Here is a 16,924-nt window from a genome sequence, read left to right as displayed (position 1 = left end):
TAGTATTTTTATATTTTAATTTAAAATTATAGTTTTTATCAAAATTATCTAATATTTACATGACATATGTATTTAAGGAAGTATTAAATGACTAATTTTATTAGAAGAACAAAAATTGTTTCTACATTAGGACCAGCAACTGATGATGAACAGGTTTTAAAAAAAATAATACAATCCGGGGTTAATGTATTAAGATTAAATTTTTCTCATGGTACTGCAGAAGATCATATTAATCGAGTTAAAAAAATTCGAATAATAGAAAAAAAATTAAATTGTTTTGTAGCATTAATTGGAGATTTACAAGGACCTAAAATACGTATTTCTAGTTTTAAGACAAAAAATATTTTTTTAAATAAAGGAGACTTTTTTGATTTAGATTTAAATATTTCTGAACATCAAGGGGATATAAGTGCTGTAGGTATTAATTATATTAATCTTCCTAATGAAGTATCATGTAATGATATTCTATTATTAGATGATGGAAAAATACAATTACAGGTTATTAAAACGAATAATACAAAAATTTTTACAAAAGTAATTGTAGGCGGATATTTATCTAATAATAAAGGTTTAAATAAACTTGGAGGAGGTTTATCTGCATCTGCTTTAACAAAAAAAGATAAAAAAGATATAAAATTAGCAGCATTACTTGATGTAGATTATTTAGCAGTATCTTTTCCGAGATCCAGTAAAGATTTACAAAAAGCACGCTTATTAATGCAACAAGAAGGTAGTTCCGCAAAAATTATTGCTAAAATTGAAAGAGCAGAAGCTATATTATCTGACCAAATTATAAAAGATCTTGTACTGGAATCTGATGCAATTATGATTGCAAGAGGTGATTTAGGTGTTGAAATTGGTGATCATAAATTAATTGGAATACAAAAAAAATTAATTAAAATAACAAGAAAATTAAATCGTGTAGTTATTACAGCAACACAAATGATGGAATCTATGATTACAAATCCTTTTCCTACACGTGCAGAAGTTATGGATGTTGCTAATTCTGTTTTAGATGGTACAGATGCAGTTATGTTATCAGCAGAAACAGCGTCTGGTAATTTTCCAGAAATAACTGTACAGACTATGTCAAAAATTTGTTTAGGCGCTGAACAAGTCCCATCCGTAAATATTTCAAAACATCGTTTACATGAAAAATTTAATAGTATTTCTGAAACAATTTCTATGTCAGCTATGTATGCTGCTAATCATTTAAATAATGTTTCTGCAGTTATTATTATATTAACGATCCATGAAATTGCTTTATTAACATCAAGAATTACATCTGGACTGCCGATTTTTTATGTATCTAATTGTATTAAACAATTACGTTTATCTTCTTTATATAGAGGAGTAATTCCAATATATATAGATGATAACTTAATTAAAAATAATGTTACTAATAATAGTATACAATTACTGCATAATAAAAAATTACTAAATAAAAATACTAACATTATTTTAATAAAAAATAACAAAAATAATGACAATAAAATTGTTAATATGTTTAAAATTATAAAAATTTAATATAAATATTTTAGTGTAATATTTATAAATTAATAAAATTCTGTATTGACTAAATATGATTTAATTTATATTAAATATTTTAATAATAAAACAATAGTTGATAATTTCTACATTGCTATTTTTAATAATACAGTTTTATAAAAATATTATTTATTTATCATAAAATTAAATATATTGTATTTAATTTTTTCATATATAGTCAATTCAGAAAATTAATATATGTTTTTCATACTATTTTATTTATATAGATAACTTTTTAAAATAAAATATAAATTATATATTACATATAATAATATTATATGTAATATATAATTTAAATAATTTATTAATTTATATAAATTAATACTTTTTATTTATAAAGTTGTCCATTATGGACTATATATATAATTTCTTTTAATTGTTTTAGTGAATTAATAATATCTGTAATTTTATTAATATTATTAGAATCTAAATTTTGTATAATTTTAGGTGTAATTAACATATTAATATCATTAATTATAATATTATAAGAAGATAAATATTTTTTTATTTTTTTTAAATTTTTAATTTTAACATTTATATGTAAAAAATTTTTGTTTATTTTTTTATTATATAAAAGGTTGTTTTTATTTATTATATCTAATAATTTATTTTTATTATTTAAATTAATATTAATTTTTATTAAATAAAAAAAATTAAATAAATATTTAATGTTATTGTAGTGTGTTAAATGTGCATTAAATCGAGAAAAAATATTTCTTATATTTGATACTGTTCTATTACTATTATTAGTATTACAATGGATTATAATCGCAGTACCTTCTGGACCATATCCAGCATATTTCATAGTTTGAAAATTATCTTGTTTATTTAATCCAGAACTACGCTGTATAGCCTTATTAATTAATTTTTTTTTTAAATTACATGCATGAGCTTTTTCTAAAATATTTCTTAATTGAAAATTTGTATTAATATCTGATCCATATTTTATACTAGAGGTTGTTATTTCTTTAATTATTTTAGTAAATATTTTACTACGTTTAATATCTTGAGCATGTTTTCTGTGTTTTGTGTTTGCCCATTTACTATGTCCAGCCATATTGCTCCGTTTATAAAATAAAATAATTTTTAAAAAATACACAGAATAAGTTTTTATAATTAATATTAAGTTTAATTATAATTTATAGACTTAATATTTCATACATTATTAACAAGGTGCACCTGTCATTAAGCAAGTTGCCGAAGTGGTTTTAGGAAAAGCTATCACATCAGTAATAGTTTTATTGTCTGTTAGTAACATAGTTAACCGATCTAAACCTAGCGCTAATCCAGAATGAGGTGGCGCACCATATTTTAAAGCATTAACAAAAAAATCAAATTTTTCTTTTTGTTTTTTTTTACTTATGTTTAGAATATTAAAAATTTCAGTTTGTATTTTATAATTATAAATACGTTGAGAACCACCACCTATTTCATAACCGTTAATAACTAAATCAAATGCACTAGATAAAATTTTTAACGGATCCGTAGATATAATATTTATATTTTTATTTTTTGGCGCAGTAAATGGATGATGCATAGATTTTAAATTATTATGTTTATCTTTTTTAAATAAAGGAAAATCTATAATCCAAACAGGATATATGTTTTTTATATCAGTAAATTTTAAATCAATTCCTATTTTTATTCGTAATGAACTTAATGCTTTATTTGCTAAATTTAATTCTTCTGCCACTATAAATAATATATCTCCGTTACATGTAGTAGTATGAGATAATATTTGGGATATTATATTTTTATCAATTTTATTATTAAAAATTTTATTTTCATCAATAATTTTTTTTTTTATATTAATGATTTTTATATACATGAATTTATGTATTTTAAATTTTTTTAAAAATTTTTTATATACATTTATTTGTTTATCTGAAATTTTTTTTATTCCGTTAGGAATATTAATAGAAATAATTCGATTAATATTATTTTTTGATAACCATGGAAAAAAATCAGCATATTTATCTTTAAATATATTATTTAATTCAATAAATTTAATAGGATTTCTCAAATCAGGTTTATCAGTACCGTATTTAAATAAACTATCATAATAATTAATTGTTTTTATTTTTTTTAATTTTATATTTTTAATTGATAACCATAATTTCTTTATTAAATTATTTATTAATATTTGTAAATAACTTGTTTTTATAAATGCTATTTCAATATCTATTTGAGTAAATTCAGGTTGTCGATCTGACCGTAAATCTTCATCTCGAAAACATTTTGCAATTTGATAATATCGATCTATACCAGATATCATTAATAATTGTTTAAATAATTGAGGTGATTGGGGTAATGCATAATATTTTCCGGGATATAATCGACTATTAACTAAATAATCTGATGCGCCTTCTGGAGTAGATTTAGTTAAAATAGGAGTTTCAATTTCTATAAATTTATTACTTGTAAAAAATTTTCTAACTAATCTAGTAATTTTACTTCTTGTTTTTATATTATAGAACATGATATCGCGACGTAAATCTAAATAACGAAATTTAAATCGTATATCTTCTTTATTTTTTTTTTTATAATCTAATGGTATCGGAAGAGTTTTATTAAAAATAAAAAATTTAAATGCAATTATTTCTACTAAATTATCCAGAATATTATTTTTAAGTAAACTTTTTTGTTTTTTAAGAGTTACTAATCCTTTAATTTGTACACAAAAATTGCTACGTAATTTTAATGCTAAAGAAAAATCATTTATATATTTTTTGTTGAAAATAACTTGTATAGTTCCTGTAGTATCTCGCATATCAATAAAAATAATAGTTTTTAAAATTCGTATTTTATCTATCCATCCACATATAGTTATTATTTTATTTATATCTATTGGTGTTATTTTTCCACAGTACTTTGTACGCATAAATATCCTAATATTTTTATATATAAAAATTTATTAACTTATCTATAAAAATTTATTAAAAATTATAAATATAGATTACATTGAAAATAATAAATACTTATTTTTATAAGTATTAAATTTTAATATACAATCAAAAATTATGTATAAATTTATCTACTTCTAAAAATAATTCTTCCTTTACTAAGATCATAAGGCGTTAATTCTAATGTGACTTTATCTCCAGTTAATATTCTGATATAATTTTTTCTCATTTTTCCAGATATATGAGCTATAATGATATGTTTATTTTCTAATTCTACTTTAAACATAGTATTTGGTAGAGTATCTATTACTATACCTTGCATTTCTATACTTTTTTCTTTCATATATTAACTCCTTATATATTTTGTATTATTTATAATTGTTATTTAAGTATTTTTCAGCATCAATAGCAGCCATACAACCACTAGCTGCTGCAGTTATAGCTTGTTTGTAAATATGGTCTGAAACATCTCCAGCAGCAAACACTCCGGGTATATTCGTTTGTGTTTTCATTATATTATGATGACAACTAATTTTTACATAATTATCTTTAATGTCAATATATTTAGAAAAAATTTTAGAATTTGGAATATGTCCAATGGCAATAAACAATCCAGATATATCTAGATAAATTATTTTATCTTCTTGTTTAGAATAAATTTTAATTTGTTTTATTTCTATTTTATTGCCTAATATATCTTGAATAACAGAATCAAAATAAATAATAATATTTTTGTTTTTTTCGATAGTTTGGTATAATTTATTAATTAATATCTTATCTGCTCGAAATTGATTACGACGATGAATTAAATATACTTTTTGTGCAATGTTGGATAAATATATAGTTTCTTCAATTGCTGAGTTTCCGCCCCCTATAACTGCTATAAATTGGTTTTTATAGAAAAATCCATCACATATAGCGCATGTTGATATTCCTTTTCCCATATATAAATTTTCAGAAGAAATATTTAATAACTTTGTATAAGAACCTGTAGCTATAATTACAGCATCACTAAAATAATTATTTTCTTGTCCATTTAATTCGAATGGACGATTTTGAAAATTTACAGATTCAATGATATCATGAATAATATGAATAGAAAACTTATTTACATGATGTAGCATACGATCCATTAATTTACTACCACTAATATTATCATAATCACCAGGCCAGTTTTCTATTTCATTGGTTTTTATTAACTGTCCTCCTGGTTGAGGTCCAGTGATTAATATAGTATTAATATTAGAACGAGCGGCATAAATTGCAGATGTATATCCAGCTGGGCCTGATCCTATAATAACTAATTTTGTGTATTTTTTATTTATTTTTTTCATAAATTTTTCCGATTTATAATGTTTTTATATTGAACCTTTAAATTCAAATTAGTTAATATAATAAAATCAAGATTTGTGTATAATAATAGAATTGCTGTTTTATATAATATTATTTTTATAATATTTTTATTTATCTATAATGATTATTATATATAGTATATGTTTATTATATATAGTTTTTATTATAAAATAAAAATATAGAAAATATATTTTCTATAATAATTTTTATAAAAATAATCTTTTATGTGTTAAATCATTATTCAATAAATATTAAGGATTTATTAAAAATCAATATAATGGAAAATTATAGATGCTATGTTAAACTTTAATGAAATTAAGAAAAATTATTCTTTTTATCAAGATCAATTAAAGAAAAGAAATTATATATTAAATATAGATAAATTTAAAAAGTTAGAAAAAAAACGTAAAAAATTACAAATAAATAGCGAAAATAAAATATCAGAACACAAAAGGTTATCAAAACATTTAATATATAGACAAAAAATTTATTATAATTGCGATGATTTTAAAGATAAGTTAATTAATTCGCGTATTTATGTTAATTTTTTAAAAAAAAAATTAGAAAAAATAAAAAATAAAATATATAAAATGTTATTAGTTGTTCCTAATGTACCGTATTATAATGTACCAATAGGTACAAATGAAAAGCACAATAAAGTAATTTATTATTGGGGAAAAAAAAATAAATATAATTTCTCTATTATGGATCATATAGAAATTGGTAATAAATTACAAGGATTTGATTGGAAAGCTTCTTCTATTATATCAGGTTCTGGATATGTAATTATGAAAGGTTTAATTGCTCGATTACATCGAGCTTTAGGACAATTTATGTTAGATGTACAAACAAAAATTAATGGATATGAGGAGGTATATGTACCAACTGTTGTGAGAGATACTTGTATGATTGGATCTGGTCAATTACCAAAATTTAAAACAGATTTATTTCATACATATACTATGCATAATAATAATAAAAAAAAGAAATATAGTAATTTATTTTTAATACCGACATCTGAAGTACCGTTAGTTAACTTGATAAATGATACGATTATTTCGTCGAAAAAATTACCATTAAAATTTACTGCACTTAGTTCTTGTTTTAGAGCAGAAACAAATACTTACGGAAAAAATGTTAAAGGATTAATTCGAAATCGTCAATTTGATAAAGTCGAAATAATACAAGTTGTACGTCCTGAAGAATCTGAATGTACGCTAGAAAAATTAACACAACATGCAGAAAAAATATTGAAATTATTGCAATTACCATATAGAAAAATTTTATTGTGTACAGGAGAACTTGGGTTTTCATCTCAAAAAACATATGACTTAGAAGTATGGTTACCTGCTCAAAATTTATATCGAGAAGTATCTTCATGTTCTATGGTAGGTGATTTTCAATCTAGACGAATTAATGCTCGTTATAAAGATAACGATAATAAAAAAAATTTTTTCTTACATACATTAAATGGTTCTGGATTAGCTGTTGGAAGAACTTTAGCTGCTATTTTAGAAAATTTTCAGTGTTCAGATGGAAACATTGCTATTCCAGAAGTATTACAATATCCATACATGAATGGTATGAAATTTTTAGTTTAATTAATTAAAAATAATTTAATTAATAAAAGTACTAAATTATTATTTTTTTAAAAAATAGAATAAGATTGGTGATAAATATGTTAGATATATATAATTTTAATCCTGGACCAGCTATTCTTCCAAAAGAAATATTATTAGAAATAAAAAAAAATTTTCTTAATTGGAATGATTCAAAATCTTCAATTGTTGAAATTAGTCATCGTAGTTCAAAATTTATAAAATTTACTTTAAAAGCTGAGAAAGATTTACGGAATATTCTTAATATTCCTGAAAATTATCGTATATTATTTTGTCACGGGGGAGCGCGAGGTCAGTTTTCTGCTATACCATTAAATTTGACGAAAAAATTTATACAACCTAATTATATTAATAGTGGATATTGGTCATTATGTGCTTTTCAAGAAGCAAAAAAATACTGTAATCCTAATCTTATTAATGTACGAAGATTAACTAAAGATAATCAAGTTTATATTAAATCTGTTCAACATTGGAAAGTATCGTCTAAAAATACATATGTACATTATTGTCCAAATGAAACAATTGAAGGAATAGAAATTTTTGAAGAACCTGTTTTAAATAATAAAATTATAGTTGGTGATTTTTCCTCTACTATTTTATCACGCAAAATTAACATTAAAAAATATGGTATTATTTATGCTTGTGCTCAAAAAAATATTGGTCCTGCTGGAATTACACTTGTAATTATTCGTGAAGATTTATTACAATTTTCTAATCATCAATCTCCTTCAATTCTAGATTATAATTTATTAGCTCAATCAAATTCTATGTTAAATACTCCTAGTGTATTTTCATGGTATGTTGCAGGATTAGTATTTAGGTGGATAAAAAATTTAGGAGGATTAGATTTTATAGAAAAAAGTAATACAAAAAAAGCACAAATTTTATATAAATATTTAAATTCTACTAATTTCTATAAAAATTATATTTCTCCTGTTAATCAATCACGTATGAATGTTACTTTTCATTTACAAAAAAAAGAATTAACAAATTTATTTGTTAATATAGCTGAAAAACATGGATTATATGGTTTAAAAGGTCATTCATTAGTAGGAGGTATTAGAGCGTCAATTTATAATGCTATGCCTATAAAAGGCATAAAACGTCTTATTGATTTTATGAAGTATTTTGAGAAAAAATTTGGTTAAAATTTATATCAACAAATATATTTATATATATTTTTATTATTTTATTGTAGGATCATTTTTAATATGCAAAATAGTATAACCTTAAAACCAGTTAATTATATTAATGGTGAGTTAAATTTACCTGGTTCGAAAAGTATTTCAAATCGAGTATTGTTATTATCAGCTTTATCTTCCGGACAAACAGTTATAAAAAATTTGTTATATAGTGATGATGTCAAGTATATGTTAAACGCATTATCTCAATTAGGCATTAAGTATCATTTAAATAAAAATAAAATGGAATGTATAATACAGGGTGTATCTGGATCGCTATATGTTAAAAAAAAAATCACATTATATTTGGGTAATGCTGGAACTGCTATGCGTCCATTATTAGCAGCATTATCATTAAAAAATAATCAAATTATTTTGACTGGCGATACAAGAATGCAAGAAAGACCAATTAGTCATTTAGTAGAATCACTACGTTTGGGAGGAGCAATTATTGATTATACAAACAAAATAGGATATCCTCCCTTATATATACAAGGAGGTTTTAAAGGAGGAGAAATAACAGTTGATGGAACTATTTCTAGTCAATTTTTAAGTTCATTGTTAATGTTAGCTCCGTTAGCTGAATTAGATACAACTATTATTATAAAAGATATTTTAGTATCTCAACCATATATTAATTTAACTATTAAATTAATGGAAAATTTTGGAATTACAGTAAAAATTTCAGATAATTATAAATATTTTTATATAAAAGGAAATCAAAAATATATATCTCCTAAAGATTACTTAGTAGAAAGTGATATATCTTCTTCTACTTATTTTTTAGCGGCTGCTGCTATAAAAGGTGGTCATGTAAAAATTAATAATATAAAAAAAAATAGTATCCAAGGAGATATAGCATTTATTAATGTATTGGAAAGAATGGGAGCTACTATTATTTGGAAAGGAAACTCTTTAATTTGTAAAAGAAATAATTTATTTGGTATTACGATGGATTGTAATCATATTCCAGATGCAGCCATGACAATTGCTATGTTAGGATTATTTTCTGATCAATTAGTTTATATTAAAAATATATATAATTGGAGGGTTAAAGAAACAGATCGTTTATACGCTATGACTACTGAATTGAGAAAAATTGGCGCTAATGTACAAGAAGGAAAAGATTTTATTGTTATTCATCCAGTAAAAAAATTTTTACATGCTACTATTGATACTTATAATGACCATCGAATTGCTATGTGTTTTTCTCTTATTGCTTTATCTGGTGTACCTGTAACTTTATTAAATCCAACTTGTGTAAATAAAACATTTCCATCTTTTTTTGAAAAATTTCATTCAATATGTCAATATTCAAAAAATTTATAATTTTAAATTTATTTATAAAATTACCTGATTATGAGTAATTAATTTTATATTTTTATATAAAAAAAATATAAAATAATACTATAATTAAGAATAGCTTGATTATTTATTTGTATAGAAGTTATTATATAAAGTTAAAATTATATACGTATATGATATATATTTGTATTTTTTAAATAAAATTTTTAAAAATAGATATATATCTGATATGTATCTATATATATTTTTTTTTATATAAATTATTTCAAATATGTAATTTTTATTTGTTAAATATTTATTTAAATATATATTGATTATAAAAAATATTGTTATATTATTTTAATAATTTTATAGAATTTTATTTATTAATAATAATTTTTATGTATAAAATTATTATTAATATATATGTATTAAATAATACATATATATTAATTAATATATATATTTATACTAAACCCCATTTTAAAATAAATGGTTTTTATTGACTTTTTTATGCATGTTTAATTTATTTTTAAAATTTTTATTTTAAACCTTCATAATATTATATTGATAGAACATTTTATATGACAATATCTTTTGCGGAATTATTTGAAGAATCATTAAAATATATAGAAACTCGTCCTGGATCAATTATTAAAGGATCCATAGTATCCATAAACAATGATGTGGTTTTAGTAGATGCTGGATTAAAATCAGAATCTTCTATTCCAGTAGAACAATTTAGAAATTCAAAGGGTCTTTTAGAAATTAAAATAGGAGATATAGTAGATGTTTCCTTAGATTCTATGGAAGATGGTTTTGGTGAAACTATTTTATCAAGAGAAAAAGCTAAACGACATGAATCTTGGATCAAATTAGAACAAGCTCATATAGAATGTCATAATGTAATTGGTATAATTAATGGAAAAGTAAAAGGTGGTTTTACTGTTGAATTAAATGATATACGAGCTTTTTTACCGGGTTCTTTAGTAGATATTCGACCTATTAGGGAAACTTCGCATCTAGAAGGAAAAGAATTAGAATTTAAGGTGATTAAGTTAGATCAAAAAAGAAATAATGTTGTAGTTTCACGTAAAGCTGTTATTGAATCGGATAATAGTGCTGAACGTGATCAATTATTAAAAAATTTACAAGAAGGTAATATTATTACTGGAGTAGTAAAAAATTTAACAGATTATGGAGCTTTTATTGATTTAGGAGGTGTAGATGGATTATTACATATTACTGATATGGCTTGGAAAAGAGTTCAACATCCCAGTGAAATAGTAAAAATTAGTGATAAAATTCAAGTAAAAGTATTAAAATTTGATGAAGAAAAAACACGAGTATCTTTAGGATTAAAGCAATTAGGAATAGATCCATGGATAAATCTTTCGAAACGTTATCCGGAAGGAAGTAAACATATTGGACGTGTAACAAATTTGACAGATTATGGTTGTTTTGTAGAAATTGAAGAAGGTGTAGAAGGATTAGTTCATGTTTCAGAAATGGATTGGACAAATAAAAATATTCATCCTTCTAAAGTTGTAAAATCTGGAGAAACAATACATATATCTATTTTAAATATAGATGAAATTAGACGACGTATTTCGTTAGGAATTAAACAATGTAAAACTAATCCTTGGAAAATATTTGCTGAAAAAAATAATAAAAAATGCAAAGTTCAAGGTAAGATTAAATCTATTACTGATTTTGGAATTTTTATAGGTTTAGAGGGTGGAATAGATGGTTTGGTTCATTTATCAGATTTATCGTGGTTTACAACGGGAGAAAAATCCGTACAAAAATATAAAAAAGGTCAAAATATAGAAGCGATTGTTTTACAGGTAGATTCTGATAGAGAGCGTATTTCTTTAGGAATTAAACAACTTAAGGAAGATCCATTTCATAAATATATTTTAAAAAATAAAAAAAATACAATAGTTTCAGGTGTCATTCAATTAATTGAAGAAAAAGCAATATTATTAAATATAGAAAAAGGGATTCAGGGATGTTTAAAGATAACTAATATTCCTATTGAATATCGTCAAAAATATATATCTCAATTATCTATTGGAAATAATTTATTAACACAGATTATAGGATTTGATAAAAAAAATAGAATTGTATATGTTTCTATTACCGAAGAAGTTAATTTAAAAAATATACAAAAAAAAACATTAAAAGAAAAATTAATTGATTCTAATAATGTTGATAATATTATGACACAAGCGTTTGAAGATGCAAAAAGTTAAAATAATAATTAAAATATTAAAATATTTCTTTTATTTTATTTTTATTTAGAGGATATATGACAAAATCAGAATTATTTACAAGAATTACTAAAAAAAAATTTTATATTTCAGCAAAAATTATTAAATTTTTAGTAAGAAATATTTTAGAATATATGGTTTTCTCTCTAGAAAAAGGTAATAGAATTGAAATTAGGGGATTTGGTAGTTTTTCATTGAATTATCGATGCGCTCGAGTAGGTAGAAACCCTAAAACAGGTCAAAAAATTTATTTAAAAGAAAAATATATCCCTCGTTTTAAACCTGGGAAACAATTAAGAGATCGAACAAATTATATTCATCAGAATATTTAAAATTATATAATTTTATAAAATAAATAGAAACTGATGTCATTCAATAAATAATTTATATAATTAGCAATTATTTTGAGTATATCAAACTCTAATAATTGCTTATAAGGTGTAATAAAATGATTAAACCGATTATTGTAGGTAATTGGAAATTAAATGGTACTAAAAAATCTATTAAAAATTTTTTAAAATTATTAAATAAATTTTTAATAGATTATAATGAAAAATGCACGGTAGTTATATCTTTACCTATTTTATATTCTTATTTGACACAAAATATATTCTTTTCCGATAATAAAAACTTTTTTTTAGGGGCACAAAATACTGATAATCATCTTTATGGATCATTTACAGGAGAAATCTCTCCTATTATGTTAAAAGATTTAGGTATAAGATATGTAATTATTGGTCATTCTGAAAGACGATTAAATCATAAAGAAACAAATCACATGATTGCTAATAAATTTTTTTTATTAAAAAAAGAAAATTTAATTCCTATTTTATGTATAGGAGAAACTAAACAAGAAAAAATAGATAATAATATTATAAATATATGCAAAAAACAAATAGATTTAATTTTTGAAGTATGTGGTATCCAAGCATTTAATAACTCTATTATTGCTTATGAACCTGTATGGGCAATTGGATCTAAAATTTCAGCTACACCTCAAGAAGCACAATTTGTTGCTAACTTTATACGTCAATACATAATTAACCAAACAAATAATAAAATTAAAAATTTTTTTATTCAATATGGAGGATCAGTAACAAAAGAGAATGCAAAAAATCTTATTCAACAAAAAGACATTGATGGGTTTTTATTGGGACGATCTTCCTTAAAAATTGAAGAATTCACTAAAATTATAAAAATAATAAATATTTAATATTTACTAAAAAAACTTTTTTAAAAATTTTAATAAAAATTAAAAAATTTATTTTTTACCTTAATAAATAATTATTTTTATAATAAAAATATTGTTTATATTAAAATATATATTATTAAATATTTTTATAAAATGTAATAAATTTAAAGTTATATATTTTTAAGCGCCGGATCACCGGCACTTATTTATATTACTAATGTTTATATAATTAAAACAGTTTTAATTAGTAAGATATTTTATTGTATGTAACCAGTTTTTTTTGCATGATTTTTTCATATATTGTAATGCATATTTAATATCATGATGAACTATTTTATTATCTATGATTCCTATACATTTTCCTTTATTTTTTTTCAAAAGTAATTGTACTGCATATATACCCATACGAGATGCTAAAATTCTATCGTATGCAACAGGTATTCCTCCTCGCTGAATGTGTCCTAATACTGTTGCCCGTGTTTCTTGATTAGTATTTTTTTGAATATATTTAGCTAATTCATATACATCGCATATATGTTCAGTAATAGCTATTATTGCGTGTTTATTACCTTTTTTAATACTTTTCTGTATTTCTAATAATAATAATTCTTTTTTATAAATTATTTCAGGAATAACAATAAATTCACATCCTCCAGCAATAGAAGATAATAGTGTTAAATCTCCACAATAACGACCCATAATTTCAATTATAGAAATTCTTTGATGTGAAGATGTAGTATCTCGTAATTTATCAATAGAACCTACTACGGTTTCTAACGCCGTAAAATACCCTATAGTATAATCTGTTCCGGGTACATCATTGTCAATAGTACTCGGAATACCAATACAAGGAATACCCATATCAGTTAAACACTGAGCCCCTATATATGATCCATTACCTCCAATGATAATTAATACATCAATTTTTCTTTTTAAAATATTACAAAATGCTATTTTTTGTATTTCTTTTAATCGAAAATTTAAAAATCTAGAAGATCCTAAAAAAGTTCCGCCTTTATTAATTAAATGTGCAACACTTTCTTTGTATAAAGGTATCATTGTATTTTCATATAAACCTAGAAATCCATTCTTTATACCTAGTACTTCCAAATTGTTATTTAATGCTGTATACACTATAGATCGTATTGTTGCATTCATTCCAGGAGCGTCACCGCCACTTGTTAAAACTCCTATTTTTTTAATCATTATAATTGTGTAACCTTGATGTTTAATATAAATTAATATAAATAAAAATTATTTTTTTATAATATATAGAATTATTGCTGAATATCTAAAATTTAATAAATATCAATAAAATTGATATATACTATATAAAAATATATATCATGAAATAAGTAATAATAGTAATTATTTTGATAATTGTTAAAAATTATTTTTAAAATAATATTTTTATAAATAATAATATCTTAATGGTTTAATTTCGCTAGAAAATTCATATATAATAGGGGACCCTGTAGAAATATCTAATTTTGTTATATCAACATCATTAATTTTATTTAAATATTTTATTAATGCACGTAATGAATTGCCATGAGCTACAATGATAACTTTTTTATTTTTTTGTATTTGCGGAATAATATTTGATTTCCAAAATGGAATTACTCTATTAAATGTCATTTCTAAACTTTCAGAAGATGGAATTTTTTCTTGTTTTATTTTTTTATATTTTTTATCATTTTTTAGATAATTTATATCAGAAATACTAGCTTTAGGTGGAATTTCTTTAAAGCTTCTTCTCCAAAGTTGAACTGTTTCTTTTCCATATTTTTTTATTATTTCTTCTTTATTTGATCCTTCTAAAGCTCCATAATTTCGTTCATTTAATTTCCATGATTTATATACTGGTATCCACATATAATCTAATTTTTTTAAAATTATCCATAATGTTTGAATAGCTCTTTTTAATACGGATGTATAAGCTATATCAAAAAAAAATTTATTTTTTCTTAATAGTTTAGCAGCATATAATGCTTCTTCTTTTCCTGTTTTAGATAATTTAATATCTTTCCATCCGGTAAATTGATTTAATTGATTCCATTGACTTTCTCCATGTCTCATCAAAACTATTTTTTTAGTATTCATTTTTTACCTATATATTTTATATATTGTTATATTATTAATAATTTTATTAACTATTAATATATATTTTATATGATAATAATCATATTATTTAAATTAATAATAAATATATTGTATTTATTTATATACTAAATAAATTAATTTTTTAAATAAAACTTATTATATCATGTATTGTAAAATAAATATTTGTTGCGTTAATCATGAATATTGTAATAATAAATTAATTATAAATAATTTATATATTAAACATCAATTATAATTCGAGAAAAATCTTCTATAACGTCTTTTATATAATTTAAAAATTCTATTGCTTGTTTTCCATCAATTAATTGATGATCATATGATAAAGCTAAATACATCATAGGATATATTTTAATTTTATTATCTAATACAACTGGTCTATTTTTAATATTATGCATACCTAATATAGCTACTTGTGGTGGATTAATTATTGGAGTAGATAGTAAAGAACCAAAAACACCTCCATTTGTAATAGTAAATGTACCAGATTCTAAATCTTCCAATTGTAGTTTTCCAGATTGACCTAAATTAGAAAAATTTTTTATTTTTTTTTCAATTTCAAACATAGATAAATGATCAGTATTTTTTAAAATTGGTGTAATTAATCCTCTAGGTGTAGATATAGCTATATTAATATCGTAATAATCATGATATATAATATCAGTACCTTCGATAGATGCATTAATATCTGGAAATTTTTTTAATGCTTGTGTTGCTGCTTTTATATAAAAAGACATATAACCTAATTTATTATTATATTTATCTTGAAAAATATTGTTATATTTTTTCCTTATTAGCATAATTGGTTTCATATTAACTTCATTAAAAGTGGTTAACATGGCTGTATTTTGAGTAGTTGATAATAATCTTTCTGAAATTTTTTGTCGTAATGGACTCATAGTGATACGACGAGAAGAGCGAATATCTTGACATAAGTTTTTATGAATATTTTTTTCTGAAAATGGTGTTTTATTTATTTTTTTATTATTTTCTGATGTATTTTTTTTATATATATTATTTATAATGAATTTATTTTTATTAATTTTTCCGTGTGTTTTAATACCTTTAATAGTTAATGTATTAATTTTATTATCTGAAATTAATCTGCGCATTTTAGGTGTAAAGAAATATACTTTTTTATCTCTATTTATAGGTTCATTGGTATTTATATTTTTTTTTTTACTTAAAGAAGTTGATTGAATATATCCAATTATAGTTCTAGATTTTATTTTTTGACCTACTTTGAATAGTTTTTTATTTAAAATGCCAGTAGATGGAGATGAAATTTCTAATATTATTTTATCAGTTTCAATTTCAGCAATTAACTCATCTTCTTTTATAATATCTCCTATTTTTTTGTGCCATTTTAACATAATTGCATTATTAACTGATTCAGGTAAATCTGGAGCTAAAATTTTAATATTTTTATTCATAATTTTCGCTTATAATT

General features: G+C 22.1%; 14 protein-coding genes. 7 read left to right on the top strand and 7 right to left on the bottom strand.

All coding sequences use genetic code 11. The annotated features are described in order from the left end of the window. Nucleotides 1-87 precede the first annotated feature (87 nt). Nucleotides 88-1,527: a pyruvate kinase gene (gene pyk, locus BUCILAFE3058_RS01050; RefSeq protein WP_154061549.1), complete on the top strand. Its 1,440-nt coding sequence runs from the start codon at nucleotides 88-90 to the stop codon at nucleotides 1,525-1,527. A gap of 349 nt (nucleotides 1,528-1,876) precedes the next feature. Here pyk and BUCILAFE3058_RS01045 read toward each other — a convergent pair whose 3' ends face one another. The 4 genes from BUCILAFE3058_RS01045 to trxB form a co-directional block, all read right to left on the bottom strand. Continuing rightward, on the bottom strand, nucleotides 1,877-2,605 hold the full coding sequence (locus BUCILAFE3058_RS01045) for a YebC/PmpR family DNA-binding transcriptional regulator (RefSeq protein WP_154061548.1): 729 nt from the start codon (nucleotides 2,603-2,605) through the stop codon (nucleotides 1,877-1,879). Nucleotides 2,606-2,713: 108 nt separating this feature from the next. Continuing rightward, nucleotides 2,714-4,429, bottom strand: a complete 1,716-nt coding sequence (aspS, locus tag BUCILAFE3058_RS01040; protein ID WP_154061547.1) for an aspartate--tRNA ligase — start codon at nucleotides 4,427-4,429, stop codon at nucleotides 2,714-2,716. Nucleotides 4,430-4,578: 149 nt separating this feature from the next. After that, entirely contained in the window at nucleotides 4,579-4,794 is a 216-nt protein-coding gene (gene infA / locus BUCILAFE3058_RS01035; RefSeq protein ID WP_075474709.1) for a translation initiation factor IF-1, read from the bottom strand. Nucleotides 4,795-4,819: 25 nt separating this feature from the next. Beyond that, nucleotides 4,820-5,785: a thioredoxin-disulfide reductase gene (gene trxB, locus BUCILAFE3058_RS01030; RefSeq protein ID WP_154061546.1), complete on the bottom strand. Its 966-nt coding sequence runs from the start codon at nucleotides 5,783-5,785 to the stop codon at nucleotides 4,820-4,822. Between the two features lie 315 nt (nucleotides 5,786-6,100). Between trxB and serS the strand changes: the two genes are divergently transcribed. The 6 genes from serS to tpiA all read left to right on the top strand — a co-directional run bounded on the left by serS (nucleotide 6,101) and on the right by tpiA (nucleotide 13,374). Next, on the top strand, nucleotides 6,101-7,405 hold the full coding sequence (serS, locus tag BUCILAFE3058_RS01025) for a serine--tRNA ligase (RefSeq protein ID WP_154061545.1): 1,305 nt from the start codon (nucleotides 6,101-6,103) through the stop codon (nucleotides 7,403-7,405). A gap of 77 nt (nucleotides 7,406-7,482) precedes the next feature. Beyond that, the gene (serC, locus tag BUCILAFE3058_RS01020) at nucleotides 7,483-8,571 is read left to right on the top strand and encodes a 3-phosphoserine/phosphohydroxythreonine transaminase (RefSeq protein ID WP_154061544.1); all 1,089 of its coding nucleotides are present in this window, start codon (nucleotides 7,483-7,485) and stop codon (nucleotides 8,569-8,571) included. A gap of 63 nt (nucleotides 8,572-8,634) precedes the next feature. After that, nucleotides 8,635-9,933 (top strand): 3-phosphoshikimate 1-carboxyvinyltransferase, encoded by a 1,299-nt coding sequence (aroA, locus tag BUCILAFE3058_RS01015; protein ID WP_154061543.1) that lies wholly within the window; start codon nucleotides 8,635-8,637, stop codon nucleotides 9,931-9,933. 539 nt (nucleotides 9,934-10,472) lie between these two features. Then, entirely contained in the window at nucleotides 10,473-12,143 is a 1,671-nt protein-coding gene (gene rpsA / locus BUCILAFE3058_RS01010; protein WP_154061542.1) for a 30S ribosomal protein S1, read from the top strand. Nucleotides 12,144-12,199: 56 nt separating this feature from the next. Continuing rightward, entirely contained in the window at nucleotides 12,200-12,493 is a 294-nt protein-coding gene (locus BUCILAFE3058_RS01005) for an integration host factor subunit beta (RefSeq protein ID WP_154061541.1), read from the top strand. 116 nt (nucleotides 12,494-12,609) lie between these two features. Then, entirely contained in the window at nucleotides 12,610-13,374 is a 765-nt protein-coding gene (gene tpiA / locus BUCILAFE3058_RS01000) for a triose-phosphate isomerase (protein WP_154061540.1), read from the top strand. A gap of 219 nt (nucleotides 13,375-13,593) precedes the next feature. Here the strand turns inward: tpiA and pfkA are convergent, their stop codons facing one another. From pfkA to sucB, 3 genes are all read right to left on the bottom strand, one after another. Next, a complete protein-coding gene (pfkA, locus tag BUCILAFE3058_RS00995; protein ID WP_154061539.1) occupies nucleotides 13,594-14,559 on the bottom strand; it encodes a 6-phosphofructokinase in 966 nt (321 codons plus the stop codon). A 204-nt stretch (nucleotides 14,560-14,763) separates the two neighbouring features. Next, nucleotides 14,764-15,456, bottom strand: a complete 693-nt coding sequence (gene gpmA, locus BUCILAFE3058_RS00990) for a 2,3-diphosphoglycerate-dependent phosphoglycerate mutase (protein WP_154061538.1) — start codon at nucleotides 15,454-15,456, stop codon at nucleotides 14,764-14,766. A 239-nt stretch (nucleotides 15,457-15,695) separates the two neighbouring features. Continuing rightward, nucleotides 15,696-16,907 (bottom strand): dihydrolipoyllysine-residue succinyltransferase, encoded by a 1,212-nt coding sequence (sucB, locus tag BUCILAFE3058_RS00985; RefSeq protein ID WP_154061537.1) that lies wholly within the window; start codon nucleotides 16,905-16,907, stop codon nucleotides 15,696-15,698. Nucleotides 16,908-16,924: the final 17 nt, after the last annotated feature.

It is taken from the genome of Buchnera aphidicola (Cinara laricifoliae) (assembly GCF_900698945.1).
GTDB lineage: Bacteria > Pseudomonadota > Gammaproteobacteria > Enterobacterales > Enterobacteriaceae > Buchnera_F > Buchnera_F aphidicola_AC.
The sequence above is the reverse complement of the archived record's forward strand: the minus strand, read 5'-3'. Positions and strand labels throughout refer to the sequence as shown.

Bases quoted from the DNA above. Each gene is read 5' to 3' on its own strand.
- serS (WP_154061545.1), top strand. From the start codon at position 6,101: ATGTTAAACTTTAATGAAATTAAGAAAAATTATTCTTTTTATCAAGAT.
- trxB (WP_154061546.1), bottom strand. From the start codon at position 5,785: ATGAAAAAAATAAATAAAAAATACACAAAATTAGTTATTATAGGATCA.
- tpiA (WP_154061540.1), top strand. From the start codon at position 12,610: ATGATTAAACCGATTATTGTAGGTAATTGGAAATTAAATGGTACTAAA.
- pfkA (WP_154061539.1), bottom strand. From the start codon at position 14,559: ATGATTAAAAAAATAGGAGTTTTAACAAGTGGCGGTGACGCTCCTGGA.
- infA (WP_075474709.1), bottom strand. From the start codon at position 4,794: ATGAAAGAAAAAAGTATAGAAATGCAAGGTATAGTAATAGATACTCTA.
- gpmA (WP_154061538.1), bottom strand. From the start codon at position 15,456: ATGAATACTAAAAAAATAGTTTTGATGAGACATGGAGAAAGTCAATGG.
- aroA (WP_154061543.1), top strand. From the start codon at position 8,635: ATGCAAAATAGTATAACCTTAAAACCAGTTAATTATATTAATGGTGAG.
- pyk (WP_154061549.1), top strand. From the start codon at position 88: ATGACTAATTTTATTAGAAGAACAAAAATTGTTTCTACATTAGGACCA.
- rpsA (WP_154061542.1), top strand. From the start codon at position 10,473: ATGACAATATCTTTTGCGGAATTATTTGAAGAATCATTAAAATATATA.
- sucB (WP_154061537.1), bottom strand. From the start codon at position 16,907: ATGAATAAAAATATTAAAATTTTAGCTCCAGATTTACCTGAATCAGTT.
- aspS (WP_154061547.1), bottom strand. From the start codon at position 4,429: ATGCGTACAAAGTACTGTGGAAAAATAACACCAATAGATATAAATAAA.
- BUCILAFE3058_RS01045 (WP_154061548.1), bottom strand. From the start codon at position 2,605: ATGGCTGGACATAGTAAATGGGCAAACACAAAACACAGAAAACATGCT.
- BUCILAFE3058_RS01005 (WP_154061541.1), top strand. From the start codon at position 12,200: ATGACAAAATCAGAATTATTTACAAGAATTACTAAAAAAAAATTTTAT.
- serC (WP_154061544.1), top strand. From the start codon at position 7,483: ATGTTAGATATATATAATTTTAATCCTGGACCAGCTATTCTTCCAAAA.